Source organism: Marinomonas sp. SBI8L, assembly GCF_001624705.1.
GTDB lineage: Bacteria > Pseudomonadota > Gammaproteobacteria > Pseudomonadales > Marinomonadaceae > Marinomonas.
In genome coordinates, this window is record NZ_JSEO01000007.1 from 21,049 (window position 1) to 39,571 (window position 18,523).

Annotated in this window: 22 protein-coding genes; 18 read left to right on the forward strand and 4 right to left on the reverse strand. The window is 40.3% G+C overall.

The genetic code is table 11. The features are described 5' to 3' along the window. The first annotated feature begins 47 nt into the window (after nucleotides 1-47). The 18 genes from rlmB (at nucleotide 48) to OA91_RS11775 (ending at nucleotide 14,640) form a co-directional block, all read left to right on the forward strand. Nucleotides 48-812 carry a 23S rRNA (guanosine(2251)-2'-O)-methyltransferase RlmB gene (gene rlmB, locus OA91_RS11690; protein ID WP_046016373.1) on the forward strand — a complete coding sequence of 255 codons (765 nt, stop codon included), beginning with the start codon at nucleotides 48-50 and terminating at the stop codon, nucleotides 810-812. 16 nt (nucleotides 813-828) lie between these two features. After that, on the forward strand, nucleotides 829-1,911 hold the full coding sequence (cobT, locus tag OA91_RS11695) for a nicotinate-nucleotide--dimethylbenzimidazole phosphoribosyltransferase (protein WP_063338609.1): 1,083 nt from the start codon (nucleotides 829-831) through the stop codon (nucleotides 1,909-1,911). A 21-nt stretch (nucleotides 1,912-1,932) separates the two neighbouring features. Further along, complete coding sequence (locus OA91_RS11700; RefSeq protein WP_063338610.1) at nucleotides 1,933-2,736, forward strand: adenosylcobinamide-GDP ribazoletransferase; 804 nt, start codon at nucleotides 1,933-1,935, stop codon at nucleotides 2,734-2,736. A 109-nt stretch (nucleotides 2,737-2,845) separates the two neighbouring features. Next, nucleotides 2,846-3,445, forward strand: coding sequence for a histidine phosphatase family protein (locus OA91_RS11705; RefSeq protein ID WP_063338611.1), 600 nt, complete (start codon nucleotides 2,846-2,848; stop codon nucleotides 3,443-3,445). Between the two features lie 34 nt (nucleotides 3,446-3,479). Further along, a complete protein-coding gene (locus OA91_RS11710; RefSeq protein ID WP_036179914.1) occupies nucleotides 3,480-4,097 on the forward strand; it encodes a trimeric intracellular cation channel family protein in 618 nt (205 codons plus the stop codon). Between the two features lie 10 nt (nucleotides 4,098-4,107). Continuing rightward, nucleotides 4,108-4,716, forward strand: coding sequence for a cob(I)yrinic acid a,c-diamide adenosyltransferase (gene cobO, locus OA91_RS11715; RefSeq protein ID WP_063338612.1), 609 nt, complete (start codon nucleotides 4,108-4,110; stop codon nucleotides 4,714-4,716). Further along, on the forward strand, nucleotides 4,710-5,822 hold the full coding sequence (locus tag OA91_RS11720) for an endonuclease/exonuclease/phosphatase family protein (RefSeq protein ID WP_063338613.1): 1,113 nt from the start codon (nucleotides 4,710-4,712) through the stop codon (nucleotides 5,820-5,822). Before cobO ends, OA91_RS11720 begins: the two co-directional genes overlap by 7 nt. A 153-nt stretch (nucleotides 5,823-5,975) precedes the next feature. Beyond that, nucleotides 5,976-7,271, forward strand: coding sequence for a diguanylate cyclase (locus tag OA91_RS11725; RefSeq protein WP_063338614.1), 1,296 nt, complete (start codon nucleotides 5,976-5,978; stop codon nucleotides 7,269-7,271). Nucleotides 7,272-7,463: 192 nt separating this feature from the next. Continuing rightward, entirely contained in the window at nucleotides 7,464-8,078 is a 615-nt protein-coding gene (locus OA91_RS11730) for a YitT family protein (protein WP_046016313.1), read from the forward strand. A gap of 337 nt (nucleotides 8,079-8,415) precedes the next feature. Continuing rightward, nucleotides 8,416-9,108, forward strand: a complete 693-nt coding sequence (locus OA91_RS11735; RefSeq protein ID WP_046016314.1) for a pseudouridine synthase — start codon at nucleotides 8,416-8,418, stop codon at nucleotides 9,106-9,108. A gap of 61 nt (nucleotides 9,109-9,169) precedes the next feature. Then, nucleotides 9,170-9,544 (forward strand): DUF2750 domain-containing protein, encoded by a 375-nt coding sequence (locus OA91_RS11740; protein WP_063338615.1) that lies wholly within the window; start codon nucleotides 9,170-9,172, stop codon nucleotides 9,542-9,544. Nucleotides 9,545-9,743: 199 nt separating this feature from the next. Further along, nucleotides 9,744-10,097 carry a BufA1 family periplasmic bufferin-type metallophore gene (locus OA91_RS11745; RefSeq protein ID WP_046016316.1) on the forward strand — a complete coding sequence of 118 codons (354 nt, stop codon included), beginning with the start codon at nucleotides 9,744-9,746 and terminating at the stop codon, nucleotides 10,095-10,097. 19 nt (nucleotides 10,098-10,116) lie between these two features. After that, nucleotides 10,117-11,037, forward strand: coding sequence for an MNIO family bufferin maturase (bufB, locus tag OA91_RS11750; RefSeq protein ID WP_063338616.1), 921 nt, complete (start codon nucleotides 10,117-10,119; stop codon nucleotides 11,035-11,037). Then, nucleotides 11,030-11,845 carry an HvfC/BufC family peptide modification chaperone gene (locus tag OA91_RS11755; protein WP_063338617.1) on the forward strand — a complete coding sequence of 272 codons (816 nt, stop codon included), beginning with the start codon at nucleotides 11,030-11,032 and terminating at the stop codon, nucleotides 11,843-11,845. Before bufB ends, OA91_RS11755 begins: the two co-directional genes overlap by 8 nt. Before the next feature lie 3 nt (nucleotides 11,846-11,848). Then, entirely contained in the window at nucleotides 11,849-12,376 is a 528-nt protein-coding gene (locus OA91_RS11760; RefSeq protein WP_063338618.1) for a DoxX family protein, read from the forward strand. Between the two features lie 185 nt (nucleotides 12,377-12,561). Next, complete coding sequence (locus OA91_RS11765; protein ID WP_063338619.1) at nucleotides 12,562-13,059, forward strand: HugZ family pyridoxamine 5'-phosphate oxidase; 498 nt, start codon at nucleotides 12,562-12,564, stop codon at nucleotides 13,057-13,059. Between the two features lie 79 nt (nucleotides 13,060-13,138). Then, nucleotides 13,139-13,768, forward strand: a complete 630-nt coding sequence (locus OA91_RS11770; protein ID WP_046016321.1) for a TetR/AcrR family transcriptional regulator — start codon at nucleotides 13,139-13,141, stop codon at nucleotides 13,766-13,768. Between the two features lie 131 nt (nucleotides 13,769-13,899). After that, complete coding sequence (locus tag OA91_RS11775; protein WP_063338620.1) at nucleotides 13,900-14,640, forward strand: DUF4344 domain-containing metallopeptidase; 741 nt, start codon at nucleotides 13,900-13,902, stop codon at nucleotides 14,638-14,640. A 19-nt stretch (nucleotides 14,641-14,659) separates the two neighbouring features. On the opposite strand, the gene OA91_RS11780 is transcribed toward OA91_RS11775, so the two are convergent. The 4 genes from OA91_RS11780 to OA91_RS11795 all read right to left on the reverse strand — a co-directional run bounded on the left by OA91_RS11780 (nucleotide 14,660) and on the right by OA91_RS11795 (nucleotide 18,522). Further along, a complete protein-coding gene (locus OA91_RS11780) occupies nucleotides 14,660-15,217 on the reverse strand; it encodes a cytochrome b (RefSeq protein ID WP_063338621.1) in 558 nt (185 codons plus the stop codon). A 31-nt stretch (nucleotides 15,218-15,248) separates the two neighbouring features. Further along, nucleotides 15,249-16,685, reverse strand: a complete 1,437-nt coding sequence (locus OA91_RS11785; RefSeq protein WP_063338622.1) for a sensor histidine kinase — start codon at nucleotides 16,683-16,685, stop codon at nucleotides 15,249-15,251. Next, nucleotides 16,675-17,361: a response regulator transcription factor gene (locus OA91_RS11790; protein WP_063338623.1), complete on the reverse strand. Its 687-nt coding sequence runs from the start codon at nucleotides 17,359-17,361 to the stop codon at nucleotides 16,675-16,677. The genes OA91_RS11785 and OA91_RS11790 overlap by 11 nt, the downstream gene beginning before the upstream one ends. 342 nt (nucleotides 17,362-17,703) lie before the next feature. Beyond that, nucleotides 17,704-18,522: a pirin family protein gene (locus OA91_RS11795; protein ID WP_063338624.1), complete on the reverse strand. Its 819-nt coding sequence runs from the start codon at nucleotides 18,520-18,522 to the stop codon at nucleotides 17,704-17,706. Nucleotide 18,523 lies beyond the last annotated feature (1 nt).

Here is an 18,523-nt window from a genome sequence, read left to right on the forward strand (position 1 = left end):
TTTCAGCAGGCTTGATAACTAATAATGTTGAGTTGAAAAATATCACTATGTCAGATTTAGAATGGGTTTATGGTATTCATGCCGTTGAAAATTTATTACTTCAGCAAGCTGAAAGAATAAAAGAGATACGTTTTCAAGAAGGCCGTGATGATAAAAAGATTAAGCGTTTACAGGTCTTGTGTCGTGAAAAAGGCATTAAAGTAAATGTGGTAGCAAGACGCGAAATTGACCAGCTTTTCAAAAGCAATCAAGAACGTGTTGTTCATCAGGGAGTGGCTGCATTTGCGAAAATGACACGCTCTCAAGATGAAGCTGATCTGTATCAGCTAGTTGAGAATCTAGATGAGCCACCGCTAATCATTATTTTGGACGGCATTACAGACCCACATAATTTGGGCGCTTGTTTGCGAAGTGCCGATGCGGCCGGTGCTCATGCGCTTGTTATGCCAAAAGATAAGTCTGCACCTCTAAATGCGACGGTAAGCAAAGTGGCGTGCGGTGCTGCTGAAAGTATTCCTGTTTACGCTGTGACTAACCTTGCTCGTACTATGAAAAAGCTACAAGACAAGGGTGTTTGGATATTTGGTACAGCGGGTGAAGCGACACAAACAGTCTATGAGCAAGATCTGACGATTCCATCAGCGATTGTGATGGGAGCAGAGGGAGACGGTATGCGTCGCCTTACTCGTGAGCAATGTGATTATCTTGTGAAATTGCCTATGGCTGGTGTGGTTTCAAGTTTAAATGTATCTGTTGCTACAGGTATTTGTTTATATGAGGCAGTACGTCAACGTGCTGTGAAAAAAGCCTAATTGTTAGGGAAATAAAATGGCTAATGCTCGCTTTAATATTGCGCCTGTCAGTACAGAGATGGACGCAGCGCTAGAAGATAAGATTAATAACAAGACTAAGCCGTTAGGTGCGTTAGGACAGCTTGAGTCTTTAGCTAAGCAATTGGGCCAAATTCAACAAAGCCTTAAGCCTGAAATCAATAAACCTCATATGATAGTGTTTGCGGCTGACCATGGGGTTGTGGCGCAAAATGTTAGCCCTTTCCCGCAAGAAGTGACTTACCAAATGGTGCTTAACTTTTTGTCCGGCGGCGCTGCCGTTAATGTATTTTGTGCCCAACATAAAGTGCCTTTACGTATTGTTGATGTGGGCGTTAAATCTGTTTTTGATGATCATAACTTATTATCAAAACGTAAGGTTGCTAATGGCACTAAAGATTTTACTGAAAAATCAGCCATGACAGAGTATGAATTTAAAGCCGCTCTTCAAGTTGGCTTTGACGAGGTAGACAGAGCAAAAACAGCAGGTTCTAACCTAGTTATGTTCGGTGAGATGGGGATAGGGAATACCACAACGGCCTCTTGTTTGATGGCCTCTTTGACTGGGTTATCCGCAGAGAGTTGTGTTGGACCAGGAACGGGTGCAAGTGAAGAGGGTATTGCTCGTAAAGCAAAAGTGATAGAGCAAACACAGCAAAGAATTAAAGATGACTATCCAAGGGAATTGTATCGAAAGTCTATTTCAGAATTAGATGCACAGCTTATTGCTCAAGAATGTGGTGGCTTTGAAATCATTGCTATGACAGGCGCTATGATACGTGCTGCAGAGCGCAAAATCGCGTTTGTAGTTGATGGCTTTATTTGCAGTGTGGCTTATTTACTGGCTTACAAGCTGGACGAAAATGTAAAAGGCTTTGCTATCTTTGCTCATGAATCTCAAGAAACAGCACATGCCGCTTTATTACGCTATCTTGAAGTAACGCCTTTATTATCTATGTCATTAAGGTTAGGGGAAGGTTCGGGGGCAATTTTGGCCTTGCCACTGATTGAAAGTGCGACCTTATTTTTGAAAAACATGGCGAGCTTTGAAAGTGCTGAAGTGAGCCAAGAAAAAACTTAGTACTGCTAGGGTGGTAACAAGATGAAAGCATGGTTACTTAGTTTAATAGAGCAACCTTGGCCGACAAAAGCCATGTTAATTGAAGGCTTTAAACGTTCTGTTATCACCTATAGTCGCTTGCCACTTAAACATGAGTGGCAAGATGATACCCCTCATGTTCAAGCGGTTACCTTTTTACCGCTAGTCGGCGCCATTATTGCTTTAATCAGCACTTGGCCCCTGTTGTTTGATTTCTCTGACTCTCTTTCTGCTTTGTTAATCATCATCTCCAGTGTGGTTCTCACGGGGGCTTTTCATGAAGATGGAATGATGGATAGTCTTGATGGCTTGATTGGTGGTTGGACTCAAGAGCAAAGATTAGAAATTATGAAGGATTCAAGGCTTGGGAGTTACGCCGCCATTGGTATTTGGTGCGTGCTTAGTCTCAAGTGGTTGCTACTCACTCAGATACTTGCCTTGACTCAAAGTGTTTTGATGGGCGTGCTCCTTTGGCTATTTATCCATGCTTTAGCGCGTGTTACGCCTATTCTTATCATGCATAAATTACCTTATGTTTCATTGGGAAAATCTAAAGCCGTTTCTATGATAGGTAAGCTTTCAGCTCATGAATGGGTTTATGTAGGTGCCCCCATCGCATTACTTTCAAGCTTTATGTTTGCTTGGCACATAGGTACCTTTTTATGTGTATTAGTGGGCATTATTGCTACTCTTTTTGGTCGTTATTTAAAGCATAAAATTTCTGGCTTTAATGGGGATACACTAGGGGCTTCAGAACAGATTTCTGAATTAGCCCTACTATTTTCGATTCTTATTTATTTTAGTTAAAGAGCCAGCGAATAAGTCCTCCTGATTGAGACGAGGTGACTTAATCGCAGGCTCCTTAATCGTGTTTACCGATCTTTTTATATTCCTGCTTGATTGATGTGAGGCCATTGTGAAACTCTTTTTAATACGACACCCCCAACCTGATATTGAAAAAGGTCTGTGTTATGGGGCGATGGACCTTGACCTTGCGCCTGCATGGGAGGAAGACGCAGAGTTGCTTACAAGCTGGCTTTTTTCTCGAATAAAAGGGACAAGTGTGAGTTTTCATAGCCCATTGCAAAGGGCAGCCAAATTAGCTGACTTTTTGGACCCTGAATCTGAAAGCGTGGATGCGTTGAAAGAACTTGATTTTGGTTTATGGGAAGGGCGCTTGTGGCATCAAATAGACAGGGAAGAGATAGATGCTTGGTCACAAGACATTGTTCATAGCGCGCCTTATCAGGGAGAGTCGCTAGATCAGGTGAGACAAAGAGTGATGGGCTGGTGGCTGCAAAAATATCGAGCGCTTCAACATGCAGAAGAGACACCTGATAACGTGATATTAGTTGCGCACTCTGGCGTTATTAAAGTATTGGTAAGCCAACTATGTGGTTGGCCCTTGGCGCAAAGTCATCTTATTAATCCCGGTATGATGAGTGTCACTGAGCTCTATCTTAGCGGTGACTTTGTCCAATTAAACCGTTTAGGTGCAGGGGATTGGCTTAATTAGTCATTGTCTTGCTTTCGATTTTAGGAAGTAGTTTATGTTGTATTATTTGGGCATGTTCGGCATTGCTGCCTTTGCCATTACTGGGGTTATTTCATCTGGTAAGCGGGACATGGATCTCTTTAGTATTATTCTGTTAGGTATGGTCGCCTCGTTAGGTGGCGGTACGATTCGGGATGTCATTTTATCCATGGAAACGGTTTATTGGGTAAAAGATACTTCTTATCTTTGGGTAGCGGTAGGTTCATCCTGCTTTGCTTTTTTCAGTATTCGTTACATTGCTAACCGTGAAACCCTATTTAATTATGCGGATGCTTTTGGGTTAGCGCTTTTTACTGTGGTTGCGACTGAAAGAGTCTTGTTATATCAATTCCCGGATACGATAGCCATTGTCATGGGTGTCATTACTGGGGTAGCTGGGGGGATTATCCGCGATGTCATTTCTCATCGTCCTCCTTTGGTTTTAGGACGAGAATTTTATGCGACACCTGCATTTTTAGGGGCGGCAATGGTGGTTGCACTGTCAAAAATTGCACCTGGACATGAATTTAATGCGATTTACAGCGCTGCCTTTATTTTTATACTTAGAATATTAGCGATACATAAGGGGCTTTATTACCCGAAATGGCTGCTGTATAAAAAAACAATCGACTAGGATAGATAAGATGGCAATTCAGCAAGAAGATGCAGATAAAAGAGAAGCGCGTTTATTAAAGAAAAAAGCAGTGGTGGATGGTCGTATTGCGGCTGCAACCGAAGAGCGTGGCGTAACAATTTTATTAACCGGCAATGGTAAAGGTAAAAGCTCTAGTGCATTCGGTACTATGGCAAGAGCGCTTGGCCATGGTCACAAAGCCGCCGTAATTCAGTTTATTAAAGGCCGTAAAGAAACAGGCGAACAGCTATTTTTCTCTGAACATCCACAAGTATCTTTTAGTGTGATGGGGCATGGCTTTACCTGGGAAACTCGTGATCCAGAATTAGAGCAAAAAGCGGCAGAGCAAGCTTGGCAGTTAGCTAGTGAAAAGCTATCAGACCCTGCTATTCATTTTGTACTATTAGATGAAATTACTTATATGTATAAATATGGCTATCTGAATGTCGATGATTTAGTTGAAGCTTTGGCTAATCGTCCCGCTCACCAGAATGTCATGATGACTGGGCGAACAGCGCCAAGAGCTTTGTTAGACAGTGTGGATACTCATAGCAAGATAGCGGATGAGAAACATGCTTTTAAAGCAGGTGTTAAAGCACAAGTGGGCATTGAGTGGTAGTTCGAGTAGCGACCTATAATGCTGCTTTAAATCGCCCCTATGCTGGGGCGCTTAGGCAGGTATTAACCTGCTTTGATAAGCTTAATCCTCATACTTGGGATAAGCAGGCTATGGCGGTTGCATTAGTCATCCGTCATGTGAGACCCGATATATTATTACTGAATGAATTTGATTATGATGAAAGTGGCGAATCTCTAGCGGCTTTCTGTGAACACTATTTAGAAAACCCAAATCTACCTCAAGCTAAATTAGCACCGCCCATTTATTACCCCGAACGTTTTTCTGCTCCCGTAAACACTGGTCTGCCTTCAGGGCGTGACTTCGACAAAGACGGCGTTGCATCCGATAAAGGTGCTGATGCTTTAGGTTTTGGTGCCTTTCCTGGCCAGTACGGCATGTTGGTTTTATCTCAATACCCAGTTTTGAAGGCGTCTTTTAGAAGCTTTCAACACTTTTTATGGGCGCAGATGCCAAATGCAAAATTACCACAAAAGAGCGAGAAACAAGGTGGCGGTAGTTGGTTTGACCAAGAAGATTTAGCTAAGTTGCCTTTGTCATCAAAGTCTCACTGGGATTTGCCCGTTCAACTTGACGAAGGGGTTTTACACCTACTTTGCTCTCATCCGACACCCCCGGTTTTTGATGGAGATGAAAAACGCAATGCTTGTAGAAATCATGATGAAATACGTTTCTGGCGAGATTATGTGCAAGGTGAGCACTATATGATAGATGACAAGGGCGTAATTGGAGGGCTTACACAAGGGGATGAGTTTTTGGTATTAGGTGATTTAAATGCCAGCTTGAAAGAAGGGGATGCCATGACCCAAAGTTTGCAGCAATTGTTAGACACTTTAGCTATTAAACAAACTCAGTTACCCATCAGTGAAGGGGCAGTAGAGCATTCACCTAATCTTCCTTGGGCTAAGTGGCATACGGCGAGTTGGAGATTGAATGCTGATTATGTACTTTACCCAAGAACACTAGATAGAAAATACTTTGTACAAAAACAAGGTGTTTTCTGGCCTGAAGCCAGTAGTCCTATGGCGAGAAGTGTCAAGCTAGCCTCTGATCATAGGCTTGTTTTTGTTGATCTTAAAAGCAAATAGATTCTCTAGCTGAGTTCGAATAATTAACTCTAAAGCTAAGCCTTTAACTTCAATTGTCAATTTTCATTTTTCCCTAATGGTAAAATAAACTTTTTACTTTCCCTTGAGCTAATGGTAAAAAATGCCCTGTTAAGGTTTAGGGATAACCTCTTTATGTCAGAAATTAATCCAGATAATCAGCTTATACAAGCCTTGTCTGCTTATGTGAATGAAGCCATATTAATCATAAAAGCAGAGGATGCTCAGTGCTTATATGCTTCACCTTTAGCGTGTAAATACCTTCAATCTTGTGCTGTCAGCCTACAAGAAAAAACTTTGTTTGAAATTGATCAAGAGCTTAATGACTTTAATCAATGGCAGGCTTATGTGAGTCAGGTTCAAATTGATAACGCGCATGCCCATTACACCTGTTTGTCACGTCATGATAACTCTGAGCTCTCGGTCGAAATTAGAGCGAATTGGATTCGCTTTCAAGAGGTCGAATCTATTCTCATGACGGTACGAGATGTGTCCGCTCGTCATATCTACGAAAATAAAGTATTAGAAGATAAAGTGTTACGCACTTTTACGCTTCACGAAGCTCAAGATGGTTACTGGGATTGGGATCTGGTTGAAAACAGTCTTTATTTGAGCCCACATTGTTTTCATCTTATGCGTATTAACCAAGATGAAGTTAGTTGCTCTGTATTAGAGCAATGGTTAAGCGTGATTCATCCTCAGGACAAAAAAGCAGCCTTTCAAACAATTGATAATCATGTCAGAGGGAGAACAGAGCGCTTTAAACTCAAATATCGTTTAAGACAAAAGAGTGGCGAATACATCTGGGTTCAAGGGCGTGGGGCAACAGTTGAGCGTGATGAAGATGGTAACCCAACTCGAATTTTAGGTTCTGTTATCGATATTACGGAGTCCGAATCAACCGCTCAAAACCTTTTGTGGCATTCTCAGCATGATGCTTTGACGAAAGTTTATAATCGTAAAAAGGGTTATGAATTTTTCCACGAATATTTAATGAAAGCCCAACAGTCCTTAAGAGATGGGCGACCTGCTTTATTCCAGATTGCTGTGTTAGATATTGATGATTTTAAGCGAGTGAATGATCAGTATGGTCATCTTGTTGGAGATGCTTTGCTCCAACATTTTACTGACTTTGTGCAAAACTATATTGAAGGTGAAATGATATTAGCTAGATGGGGTGGGGAAGAGTTCGTTTTGTTAAGTTATGGCAGAAATGATCTCGGCTTTATTAACCTTATTGATCATTTAGTAAAGCGCTACTCAAGTAGCACCTTTAAAGGGGATTTAGCCAAACCTATTCATACCTCTGTGAGTGTGGGGGTTGCTTGTTTTAAAAATGAGTCAGATTCAATAGCCTCTTTGTTTAAGGCTGCGGATCAAGCTATGTATCAAGCAAAAGCTGAGGGGAAAAATACTTTCTGTCTAGCCTAGGGGCTTATTATCTTTGTATTTTTAAGTAGATAAAAGTGCCTTATATTAGTGCGAAAAAGTGTACAGATTTTTAGACACTTGTTTTGTTTTTACAAAAAAAGCCAATGTTTAAAAGATTGTGAAATTACATGAATTCACTAAAATTCGCTTGCCTGAGCAAAGTTCAGGTTTTCAGTGAGTAGGAGACATGAAATGACCACAATGACAGCAACCCCTTTTAAACATACCAGACTAGAAGATGCCCAAGCCATCATCATAGGTACTATTCTCGCTGCTTTAGGCGTTAACCTTTATACCTCTGCAAGTTTATTGTCTGGTGGTACGGCTGGCTTGGCCTTTCTTGCTCAATATGCCTTCCCGTTTACTTTCGGTGAAGTATTTTTTGTTATCAATTTACCTTTTTATTACCTTGCTGTTACTCAGATTGGCTGGGAGTTCACCTTAAAAACATTTGCCAGTGTATTACTGGTTTCCTTCTTTGCTGATATCACTCCTATGTTTATCAGTTTTGATGGTCTGAACCCTATTTATGCGAGTCTTGTTGGTGGTTTCTTGATGGGAGCTGGTTTTCTTATGTTATTCCGCCACAATGCCAGCTTAGGTGGACTGAATATCCTAGCGCGTTACTTAGCACAGACCCGCGGTTACTCTATTGGTAAGTTCCAGATGATAGTGGACTGTATTATTGTATTCATGGCTATTTTTGTTGTTGATCTAGATGCTATTTTATTATCCGTATTAGGTGCAATTGCACTGAATCTTATTTTGGCTGTGAATCACAAGCCTGGCCGTTACAGTGGCTTTTAAGGGCTGATTATCTAAGCATACGCTTTTCTAGTTAAGACAATTGAATTGCCTACCAAATACTATGGTGGGCATTTCTAAACAAATCATTCTTTCTATTTCTTTCTTCATCCTTTTGATAATGCCGAGTTAGCCTTTTCTTAGGTATTTATCATCTTGTCTCTTTGATAAAATAACCTAATTACAAATCGAACTAATTACTAAAGCTGCTTTCTATCAGCGAAAAGTGAACAGACGTGCGGCAGCAAAGGGTGACTTTCTTGTTGTATACATAGGCTGTTCTTCATAAGGTTTGGTCTTAGGATCAAAGCATTAAACGATTCATTTAAGAGTAACTAACTTGCGTTTAGATTATTACCTAGCTCATGCGGCTAACTTATCAAGAAAAGAAGCCAAAATTGCCATTGCTAAAGGCCGTGTTCTTGTAAATGGTGAAAGCAAATTAAAAGCAAATACCAGCGTGACAGATAGTTGTGATGTGATATTAGATAAGAAGTCATTATCTTTTCAGCAGAACCGATATTATATGATGCATAAACCAGAAGGTGTGGTGTGTGCGCTGCAAGATGATGAGCACTCAGTGGTGCTAGATTTATTGCCAAACGAGATTAAGAAAGAGCTGAAAGTAGTTGGTCGCCTTGATAAAGACACAACCGGTTTATTGCTTTTGACAACAGATGGCCAGTGGCTGCATAAAATCACTTCGCCTAAACACGATTGTCCAAAAACGTATTTGGTCGATTTGGCAGATAAGATAGAGCAAGATGCAGTGAATGCCTTAGAGCAAGGCGTGCTGTTAAATGGTGAAATAGATTTAACAAAACCTGCCAAAGTAGTGGTTCACTCTGATAAGCAAATTAGCCTGACAATTAGCGAAGGTAAATATCATCAAGTGAAGCGTATGCTAGCTGCAGTTGGTAATAAAGTAGAAGCACTGCATAGAAGCCAAATTGGAGCGCTTGTATTACCTGAAGCCTTGCCTTTGGGAGAGTTTCAAGAATTAAGCCAAGAGCAAGCCGCTCTATTAGCCTAAAAGTTGACTATGAATTTCCTGATCATAGGATGATCAAATTAACTTAAATTGAGAGTGAAGTATGTCTGAAGAATTAAGTGTTGAGCAAAGAGTGCATTTGTTGGCTTCTGCTGATGATGAGCGTATGGCGTATTTTGTTAAGCAAGTTATAGCATCTGAACAGGTGTGGAGCTTGAGTAATGAAGAAGGGTTCGTCATGGTAGAAACAGATGAAGGCGATTGTGTCATGGTTTGGCCTGATGCTGATTTTGCCGCACAATGGGCTGTTGATGATTGGGACGATTGTGAACCTGTCTCTGTACCATTAGCGGAATTCAAGGCTAATTGGTTGCCGAGTTTAGAAGCCGATAAGATTGATATTGCCGTATTCCCAAATATTGAAGACGAAGGCAAACTTATTAAAGCGAATGAGCTTGCAGAAGCGCTTACAGCCTAAAAAGTTAACCTGCTAATTTTTTTTAGCAGGTTAATTTCTAAACACCATTTCTATGACTATCATTATCCTTTATCAAATCAGTGAGTTAAAAAAATAAATTTTTTTTGCAACATGCTGGAACCAAGTCAGGATATCTCTGTCTATCTTTACTAGATACGTATCAATTACTGACAATAAACTGACAAAAGAGATAGCCATTATGAAAAATACATTGAATAAAGCCCTTCTTGCTGGTGCTGCTTTAGCTGTTATGACAAGTGCTGTTGAAGCTAAGCCAAATGATCAACTTACAATTTCTGCTGAAGCATCTTCAAGTGTGAAAGAGAAGTTTGATTCTTGGGTTGCAGGTGATCGTCTAAAAGGTCGTAAAGATCGTTGTTACGGTATTGCTCTTGCTGGTGAAAATGATTGTAAAGCAGGTGCGGGAACAAGTTGTGCAGGTACTTCTACAACTGACTTCCAAGGTAATGCGTGGACTTATGCACCTAAAGGCAGCTGTGAATTTATTATGACACCTAATGGCAATGCCTCTAAAAGTGAAATAAAAGCCTAGTTCGAGAAGCTAGACTTTTATGCAAAACTCTCATCTTTTGGCTAAAAAAAAGATGGACTTCTCTGGTGCTGGGATCAATTTGAAACCCCAGCACTATGATGAGGCCATTGCCTTAGCTCTTCCTGATACAGCGGATAAATCGCTTTGGTTTGAAGTACATACTGAGAACTATTTTGTAGCGGGTGGGCCTAGGTTGGCATATCTGCAAAAAATCAGGGAATTATACCCACTTAGTTTACATGGGGTCGGTGCTTCCTTAGGTAATTCTTCCTTATTAACTGAACCTCATCTTAAGCAGGTTGCAGAACTCGTAGAAAGGTTTGATCCTTTTTTAGTGTCTGAACACGCAACTTGGTCTAGTAGCCAAAATGCCTACTTTGCAGATTTATTACCTCTACCTAGAACGCAAAGCGCCCTTACTAGCTTGTGCGATGGGATAGAAAAATATCAAACAGCGATAGGTCGACCTATTTTAATTGAAAACCCTACCAACTATTTAGACTTTGTTGCTGATATGGATGAAGCTGACTTTCTTATGGAAGCCGTTAAGCGAACTGGGTCGGGTTTATTATTAGATGTGAATAACCTCTATCTAAGTAGTAAAAACACTGGTATGGATGTTAATGCATATCTCGATGGTTTAGAGGGTGACCTTATTGGTGAAATACATATCGCAGGCTTTGCGATAGATGAAAACTTTCCAGAACGCTTGCTGATAGATAGCCATGGTGCGCCAGTTGCCGATGGTGTTTGGCAGTTATTAGAGCGAGTGCTTTCTCGTTTTGGACCTAAGCCTGTTTTGCTGGAACGAGACGATAATATTCCTACTTTTAATGAGCTGATGTTAGAAAGAAATCAGGCTCAATCTTATCTTGATTCGATGACACCACTATCCAAATTGGCTGCTAATTCAGCGCCTAATGGGGTGCACCTTGAATGATCATGAGAATTATATTCAAGCCTTCAGCCACTTTATGCGAAGTGGTGATGCTAGCCGTTTAAGTGAATTCTTAACGAATGGGCAAAGTGCTGAATTTCTTAGTATTTATCGAAATGGTTTTTATAAAGCGTGTTTAAGCGCATTAAGCGCAAATTATACTTGCTTAACTTATGCTCTCGATGATGCTGATTTCAAGCAAATAGCGACAGCTTATATTAATCTTTACCCACCAAGCCAAGCCACGTTAGTTGCTTATGGCATGGCGTCGAGCATGTCTAATACTAAAGAGAATAATATTCCTAGCTTTCCTGTGTTTTTACAGCAATTAGAAGGACAGGGACCAGAATTAGCGCTTCCTTGGCAGGTGTTATCTGATCTCGCTTTATTAGATCAGGCTTGGATTAGTACCTTAAATAAGCAGAACACAGACCTTGTCAGCTTAGCGCAAGTACAGTCTATGCTAGAGCAAGGAGAGGATTTATCACTTATTCCTTTTCTTTTGATTGAATCCGTTTCTTTGGTGAATACTGAGTTTGCTATTTTTTCTCAATGGCAAGGGCTTAGATTCCAAGGTGAAGGAATAGATAGGTTACAGCAAGCAGGACAAAACATTCTTTTCTGGCAATATGAAGGAGAGGTTCAAGCAAAATTATTAACATCAGCTGAAGCGCATTTTTATCAAACGTTTTTAGTGACAGGCTCAATAGGTGATGCCTTAGAAAGTGCTGCTCAACAGGATGCTAGCTTAGATATCTCTGCTTTATTTGCGGACTTATTAAATGCATCTCTTTTAAAATTAGAGGTTTAAATAATGATTGGAAAAATCAAAGCATTGTACATTTCAGCAATCGGCTTTGTAGAAACTTGGTTAAAAGACATTGTTTTATTAGGCTTGAGATTTCAGTTAGCGAATGTGTTTTTCTCATCAGGCCTAGCTAAATGGAATGGTTTTTTGGTGCCAAACCCTGATAACTATGACCTGTTTTTGTATGAATTCTTCTGCCCAGAAGAAATTCGTCCTGGTGCATTACTATTATGTGACCCGCAAACATTGGAATATCAAGAAGGCTCTCTAACGGTTAGCCTAATTGAAAATGCCGCCTTAATGGCTGGCGTGATGGAAATCATACTGCCACTGTTATTGTTTGTTGGATTGTTCTCTCGTTTTTCTGCGTTAGCGTTAATTGGTATGACTGCCTTTATTCAGTTGGCCGTATTCCCAGAATGGTCCCATTGGGTGAACCCTGCTTCTTGGTGGGTTGCTGTCGGCGCGGCTATTTTAATCAGTGGGCCAGGTAGATTCTCATTAGATAGGGTTTTAGGTCTAGATAAAAAGTAGTATTGGAAAACGAATAAATTTATTTATTAAGCCTGATCGTAACTGATCGGGCTTTTTTGTTTGAAAGCATGATAATTTCTTATTAGAAACAAAAATTTAACGAAAAACTGTGTTAGCATCGAAAGATATAGGGCTAAACATGTCTTATCGGACAGCTTTTTATTTATAGGGAAACAGATAACTCAATGAAAAATAAAAGATTGCAGAATCAGCTAATAGAAGAGATTGATGCATTTTTAACAACTCAAAAAAGTTTAATGTTATCGACCTCAAACGAAGCGGGGCTTCCTCATGCTTCTTATGCCCCCTTTGCTATCCATGAAAACGAATTACTTATTTTTATTAGCCAGCTTGCCGCTCATACCCAACATTTATTAATGACGCCAAAAGCAGGCGTATTGATGATTGAAGATGAAAGTTTAAGCCAAGATGTTTTCGCAAGAACTCGATTAAGTTACCAAGTTAAAGTCGAAGCAGTTGATCGAGATGATGCCTTCTGGCCACAAGGTATTGCCTTATTAAAGGATAAACTGGGCGATAGGATAGATTTATTGAGCCAGTTGGGGGACTTTGTTCTGTTCCGCTTATCACCAATCGAAGGACGTTTTGTAAAAGGCTTTGGGCGAGCCTATGAAATTAACCCAGGGTCACTTGTTGATGAACTCACTCATATCACAAAATAATAAGAGATAAAGCATATTAAACCTTTAGCCAAGCGTATTTGTTTCCGCTTGAGCATAAAGTGTAGGAGTATAAAATTTAATGAGTAAGCGTAAAATTAATAGAGAAGAAGTTAGCTCGCGCATTTTACACGCTGCTGAGCATGAATTTGGCCTGTATGGATATAAGGGCGCTAGCCTACAAAATATTGCTAAAAGGGCTGGGCTGCCTAAAGCAAATATCGTTTATTATTTTGTTTCTAAAGAAAACCTTTATAAAGTGGTATTGAATCAAATCGCCAGTAGCTGGAATGATGTGTTTGATAAAGCCACGATTGATGATGATCCTGCTGTTGTTCTTGATAACTTTATTCGCACTAAGTTAGCCCAAAGTATTGCTAAACCTCGTAGTTCTCGTATTTTTGCGATGGAAGTGATTCAAGGGGCGGCGCATATTAGTGAATATCTAAGAGAAGAGTTACGACCTTGGCTGCAAGATAGGATCAATCTGATTGAATCTTGGATAGCTAAAGGCAAGATGAAAGCGGTTGACCCTACCAGCCTTATTTTTATGATTTGGGCGACAACACAGCACTATGCTGACTTTGAATCTCAGATACTTACCTTGCTAGATCAAGACGAATACGCAGAAAGCGATATGACTCGCATCGGTGATACCATTAGTAAAACTATTTTAGGGGGATGTGGCTTAAGCATGCCGTCGGCTGCCTAAACCGATATTTTTAGTGTTCCTTAAGGCCAATAAGCTCATTATTGGCCTTTTTTATTACCAAATTTTAATGTGTTTAATGCTGAGTTTATCGTTAAGCTAAAGCTAATTAATAATTTTAAATAGGTGAACATGTGAGATTCTTTATTATTGTTTTGTTTGGCGCTTTCTCTTTTGCTGCACAGGCAAATTTAAATCTTAAATGGTTAGCACCAGAGCCTGAAAATCAAGCGATCAAGCAATTGCTTGAATCCTCAGAAGTGTTGCAAACCAGTATCGATCTGATTAATAACAATTGGCAATTAGAAGATGACATTTTACTGCGTATAGGCGGTGAGGAAGATCCTTATTATGACCCTGAAACCAGTACGATTTATTTCTCCTATTATTTCGCCGATGAAATTGCGCAAAGATTTATTGCTGCTAACCCCAATGCCGATCTAGCTGCCCAGCAAAGTTTTGTTATCTCAGGCGTTGTGCATACCTTGTTCCACGAGTATGCCCATGTTTTGGTGGATTATTTAAATTTGCCTGTACTGGGTCGTGAGGAAGATGCAGCAGATTCTTTTGCATCTTATGTTTTGATTACCATGATGAAAGATGGCCCTAGATTACTCAAAGATGGAGCAGATTTATTTTATCTTGAAAGTTTAGATCCAGAACCTTTTGCCTCTGTTATGTTATCTGACTCCCATAGTTTGCCAATACAAAGATTTTATATGAGCCTTTGTCATTTATATGCCAGTGATGAGAAGGCTTACCAATATCTCATTACTGAACATGACTTTGATGAAGAGTGGGTAAATACCTGCTTCATGGATTACGGCATTATCATCTCTTCTTGGCAGGTGTTGTTAGCGCAAGAAGAGACATAATGGCATAGACAAAGGTGGATTAAATACTTTGGCCAAGCATGCGGCGTAAAGTACCATCTTTATCTATGATGTGATGTTTAAGCGCGCCAACAAGGTGTAAGCCAATCGCAAAAATCATCACATTAGCACCTATGCCATGGATACTTTCACCTACGGCTGCTAAAAATTCATTTTGAACTAGCATCCTGCGCGCATTCTCAGGGTCTGGGAAGCTTGCTACCAGCTCTAAACCAAAAACGTATAAACCTCTTCCTTCTGACAATGTCATTACCATGCCTGATATTGGCATCAGCAGCATGCCAATGATTAGCGTCCAATGCATCACTTTTGCCAGTAGGTGTTCAACTGAGGTGTATTTCCCCGCAGGCTTTGGCCAACCATTCATGTAGCGCCAGATTACACGAAGCAGTGCGATAAGCAGTAATATAAAACCAAAAGATTTATGAATAGGGAATAAGGCATAGTCCTTAAACTCTGTCATATATAGGCCTATTGCCATGAGTCCGATAAAGAGAATCGCAACCAACCAATGTAGGCTAACGGTGATCTTGCTGAACTTTGCTTGGGTATCTTTCATTGTATTACTTACCTATCGTGCTTGATGTGAATTATTGTGGATGCTCATGCCACTTAAGCGTGGCTGTGCAGCCTGTTTCTGAATTGTTCTCTACGGTGTTTTTTAAGGTGAAGTGCCAGCCCTTCTGTTGTGCTATCTGAGTGACAATATCCAGCCCTAGTCCAAAGCTCTCTCGGTTAGATTTGCCTCTTTGCATTAGGTGCTCTGTATCCTTGATGCCACAGCCTGAATCCTGAATTGAAATAAACTTGCTCGAAACATTAATGATGATGCTGCCTTCAAAAGAGTGCTCGAAGGCGTTTCTGATTAGGTTAGAAATGACAATGAGCAGCAGGCTTTTCTCGATATAGATTGAGCCATCATCAATAATATTGAGTTGGATCTTGAGCTCACGACCTTCGATTAGATAGCTAAGTTGATGCTTCACTTCAGACACAAGTGTTGCCAGTTCATGGGTGCTCAGTTTTTGCTTTTTAGGCTCACCTTGGTTGTTCTCTTCTTTGTCGGCTTGGGAGAGCCAAAGCAGTGATTCGGTCAAACCTTTCATGTTATTGCTGGATTGGCGTATATGTATGAGAGGGTCTTTAAAGTCATTCGACCCTGTTTCTTGGCGACGATCAATTAAGTCTAACGCGCTGCTAATGACAGCAATTGGTGTACGCAGCTCATGGCTAGCATTTTGTAGGAAGGTCTTTTCCCTTTCTTGGGTTTGCTTTATACGTTTAATACTTTGATTTAACACTTTTGCGATGTGCCCAATTTCTGATTGGTTTTTCAGTAAAGGGTGATCATCGAGTGATTGATAGCAATCTAGGTCACTGGCGATTTGAGCGAGAGATTCCATCGGGGTGAGTACTTTTTGATGGAAGCGGTAGGCAATCCAAAGGACTAAAACTAATAGAAGAATAAGAACGGTTAAGGTCGCTAGCGTGACCGTTGCAAAAATATTGGGAGTAGGGACTTCTTTAATTTTAAATGCTCTACTAAATAAATAGGCAACAAAAATTTGTCTTTCGTTTTTCCCTGGTATAGCAGTGAGTAAGAGAAAATTAGGAGGTGTTGAGCTTTTCTCCATAGTTTGAGTTGTATCGGTTTCTGTCTTCTTTTTGCCTCTTTTAATAAAGACTTTGACTAGTTCATAATTCGCAACCTGTTTTGAACCAAGTGCTTTAGTTAACCAAGAAGGCAAGTTCTGCTCGCCAATATAAACGCTAAACTCACCCATGTCATAGTGTGTTTGAGTGAGTGTATCTGCCTTATCTAATTGAGCGTAGTGATAACCAATTTTGGTTAGGCTCATACGAGCTGAAATATCTAAACCTTGATTGTAGATATAGTAAATTAAGCCAGAGGTACAAAGAATTACAGCAAACGTTAGAACGATAAGCTTTTCTTGTATGAAAAAACGTAAACCTTGTCGAGTATGGCTACTTTGAGCTTTATTTTTTGTCAGAGAATTAGACGTCATTGTCTTCTCCTTCTTGGCAGCGCAATACCACACCAACGCCACGTAGAGTGTGAAGAATAGGTTGATTGAAAGGTTTATTAATGGTTTTTCTTAGTTGGTATAAGTGAGATTTCAGCGCGTCAGAATTTGGTGATTTTCCTTGCCAGACCACCTCTTCCAATTTCTCTCTACTTAACGGTGCTGGGCTTGCTTTGGCTAACGCCACCAAGAGGTCCCAAGCAACAGGGTTTAAGGTAAGGCTTCTGTTTTGCCTTGTGGCTTCTCTGGTGTCTATGTTGAGAACGAGGTCATCAACCTTAAGTGTATTTTTCTGAGGCAGAGAGCGACTCACTAGGGCTTTTATTCTGGCAACTAATTCGGGTAAGGCAAAAGGTTTAACAAGGTAATCATCCGCGCCTTGTGCAAAGCCCTCAAGCTTATTATCTAAGCTATCTCTTGCGGTCAGCATCAAAATTGGCGTGTTATTTCCCTGATCTCTTAATGTTTTGGCTATGGTTAGCCCGTTTAATCTAGGTAGATTTAAGTCTAGTAAAATAATGTCGAAGGGCGTTTCTTGGGCAAGTGTCAAACCTTGATCGCCCCTTTCAGCATAGTCACACTCAATATTATCGAAGGCTAAATATTCGATAATATTACTGGCAAGTTGTCGGTTGTCTTCAATCAGGAGTGCAAGCATCCTATTACCTTTTAGATCTTTTTTATTTAGATGTATCTGATTACTTATATGCTGTTAGGGCGGAGTATATCCTGTGAAAAATAAGCTTTTTCACCTTAACTTCACCTTTTACGAGTAATCAAAAGCTTGGTGGACGATTATGCCTAATATTAGTGCAAAGGCGGTAAGCCTTAGTCTAATACGAGATTAAATACAGGTGATCCGTTGAGGTTCTAGGTTGATAAGGAGGCGTGAAAAAGCAGAGTAGTGCCTTTAATTATTGAAATAAGGCTAAGACGTTATTTGCTAGTTAGTATATTTCTTGTGATCTTAATTCTATTTTAGTTTTTAAACTCTGATAGATTAGTTACTGATTAACTCCCCACTTTTTTGGAGCTGCTTTGCTTGATGGCGTATTTCATCACTCGCTATTTCTAAGGCAAGAAGGTTAGTGTGCATTTGTCCGTATTGATGCACTATTTTGTGAGGCCAAGGAGCGCTTGCTGCGAGTACGAATTGGCTATCTGTGATCGCTGTCACTTTTAACTCTTGGGTATTTTCTTCTAATAATCCTAAATGTTCGGTGTTTAATTGAATTCCAGCTATGTTAAGCGAGCCTGTTCTAGGGTAGATAAAACCACGGCTTTGAGTTTTATGTTGAAAGTACCAAGATTCACCAGCCCTTAGGTTGATGTCTAAATAGCTGATGTCTTGGCTGATTTTATGGCAAGCTTGTTTGTCTTTATAAGCCCCTAACAGAATACGTGTATTGCCTACCTGAATAATGTCGCTATTTTTTAGATTGAAATAGCGACTGCAAGCGACTTCTTCATCAGGCGGTAAAAGCACCCAAAGCTGCATTATGCCTATATCATTTTTCTTTTGGCTCGCTTCATACCTTTCTTTGTGCCAAATGCCTTTACCGGACGCCATCCATTGTAAGCCTTGATCTTCGATTGTGCCTGTATGCCCCATTGAGTCTTGATGAATGAGCTTAGCATCATAAGGCATGGTGACAGTGGCAACACCTGAGTGGGGATGCCAATCTATCATTAAGCTATTTTTACCTTTTACTCTACCAGCATCAAAGAGCACAAAAGGCGCGAGTAGGTGTCTAATTCTGTGATTAATATAGGCTGGGTGATTCGTTTTAGGTTCAATGATTTGAGACAAGGCTCGCATA

Bases quoted from the DNA above. Each gene is read 5' to 3' on its own strand.
- OA91_RS11745 (WP_046016316.1), top strand. From the start codon at position 9,744: ATGAAAAATACATTGAATAAAGCCCTTCTTGCTGGTGCTGCTTTAGCT.
- OA91_RS11770 (WP_046016321.1), top strand. From the start codon at position 13,139: ATGAGTAAGCGTAAAATTAATAGAGAAGAAGTTAGCTCGCGCATTTTA.
- OA91_RS11765 (WP_063338619.1), top strand. From the start codon at position 12,562: ATGAAAAATAAAAGATTGCAGAATCAGCTAATAGAAGAGATTGATGCA.
- cobO (WP_063338612.1), top strand. From the start codon at position 4,108: ATGGCAATTCAGCAAGAAGATGCAGATAAAAGAGAAGCGCGTTTATTA.
- OA91_RS11730 (WP_046016313.1), top strand. From the start codon at position 7,464: ATGACCACAATGACAGCAACCCCTTTTAAACATACCAGACTAGAAGAT.
- OA91_RS11740 (WP_063338615.1), top strand. From the start codon at position 9,170: ATGTCTGAAGAATTAAGTGTTGAGCAAAGAGTGCATTTGTTGGCTTCT.
- bufB (WP_063338616.1), top strand. From the start codon at position 10,117: ATGCAAAACTCTCATCTTTTGGCTAAAAAAAAGATGGACTTCTCTGGT.
- cobT (WP_063338609.1), top strand. From the start codon at position 829: ATGGCTAATGCTCGCTTTAATATTGCGCCTGTCAGTACAGAGATGGAC.
- OA91_RS11780 (WP_063338621.1), bottom strand. From the start codon at position 15,217: ATGAAAGATACCCAAGCAAAGTTCAGCAAGATCACCGTTAGCCTACAT.
- OA91_RS11725 (WP_063338614.1), top strand. From the start codon at position 5,976: ATGTCAGAAATTAATCCAGATAATCAGCTTATACAAGCCTTGTCTGCT.
- OA91_RS11795 (WP_063338624.1), bottom strand. From the start codon at position 18,522: ATGCGAGCCTTGTCTCAAATCATTGAACCTAAAACGAATCACCCAGCC.
- OA91_RS11760 (WP_063338618.1), top strand. From the start codon at position 11,849: ATGATTGGAAAAATCAAAGCATTGTACATTTCAGCAATCGGCTTTGTA.
- OA91_RS11700 (WP_063338610.1), top strand. From the start codon at position 1,933: ATGAAAGCATGGTTACTTAGTTTAATAGAGCAACCTTGGCCGACAAAA.
- OA91_RS11710 (WP_036179914.1), top strand. From the start codon at position 3,480: ATGTTGTATTATTTGGGCATGTTCGGCATTGCTGCCTTTGCCATTACT.
- OA91_RS11785 (WP_063338622.1), bottom strand. From the start codon at position 16,685: ATGACGTCTAATTCTCTGACAAAAAATAAAGCTCAAAGTAGCCATACT.
- OA91_RS11790 (WP_063338623.1), bottom strand. From the start codon at position 17,361: ATGCTTGCACTCCTGATTGAAGACAACCGACAACTTGCCAGTAATATT.
- rlmB (WP_046016373.1), top strand. From the start codon at position 48: ATGTCAGATTTAGAATGGGTTTATGGTATTCATGCCGTTGAAAATTTA.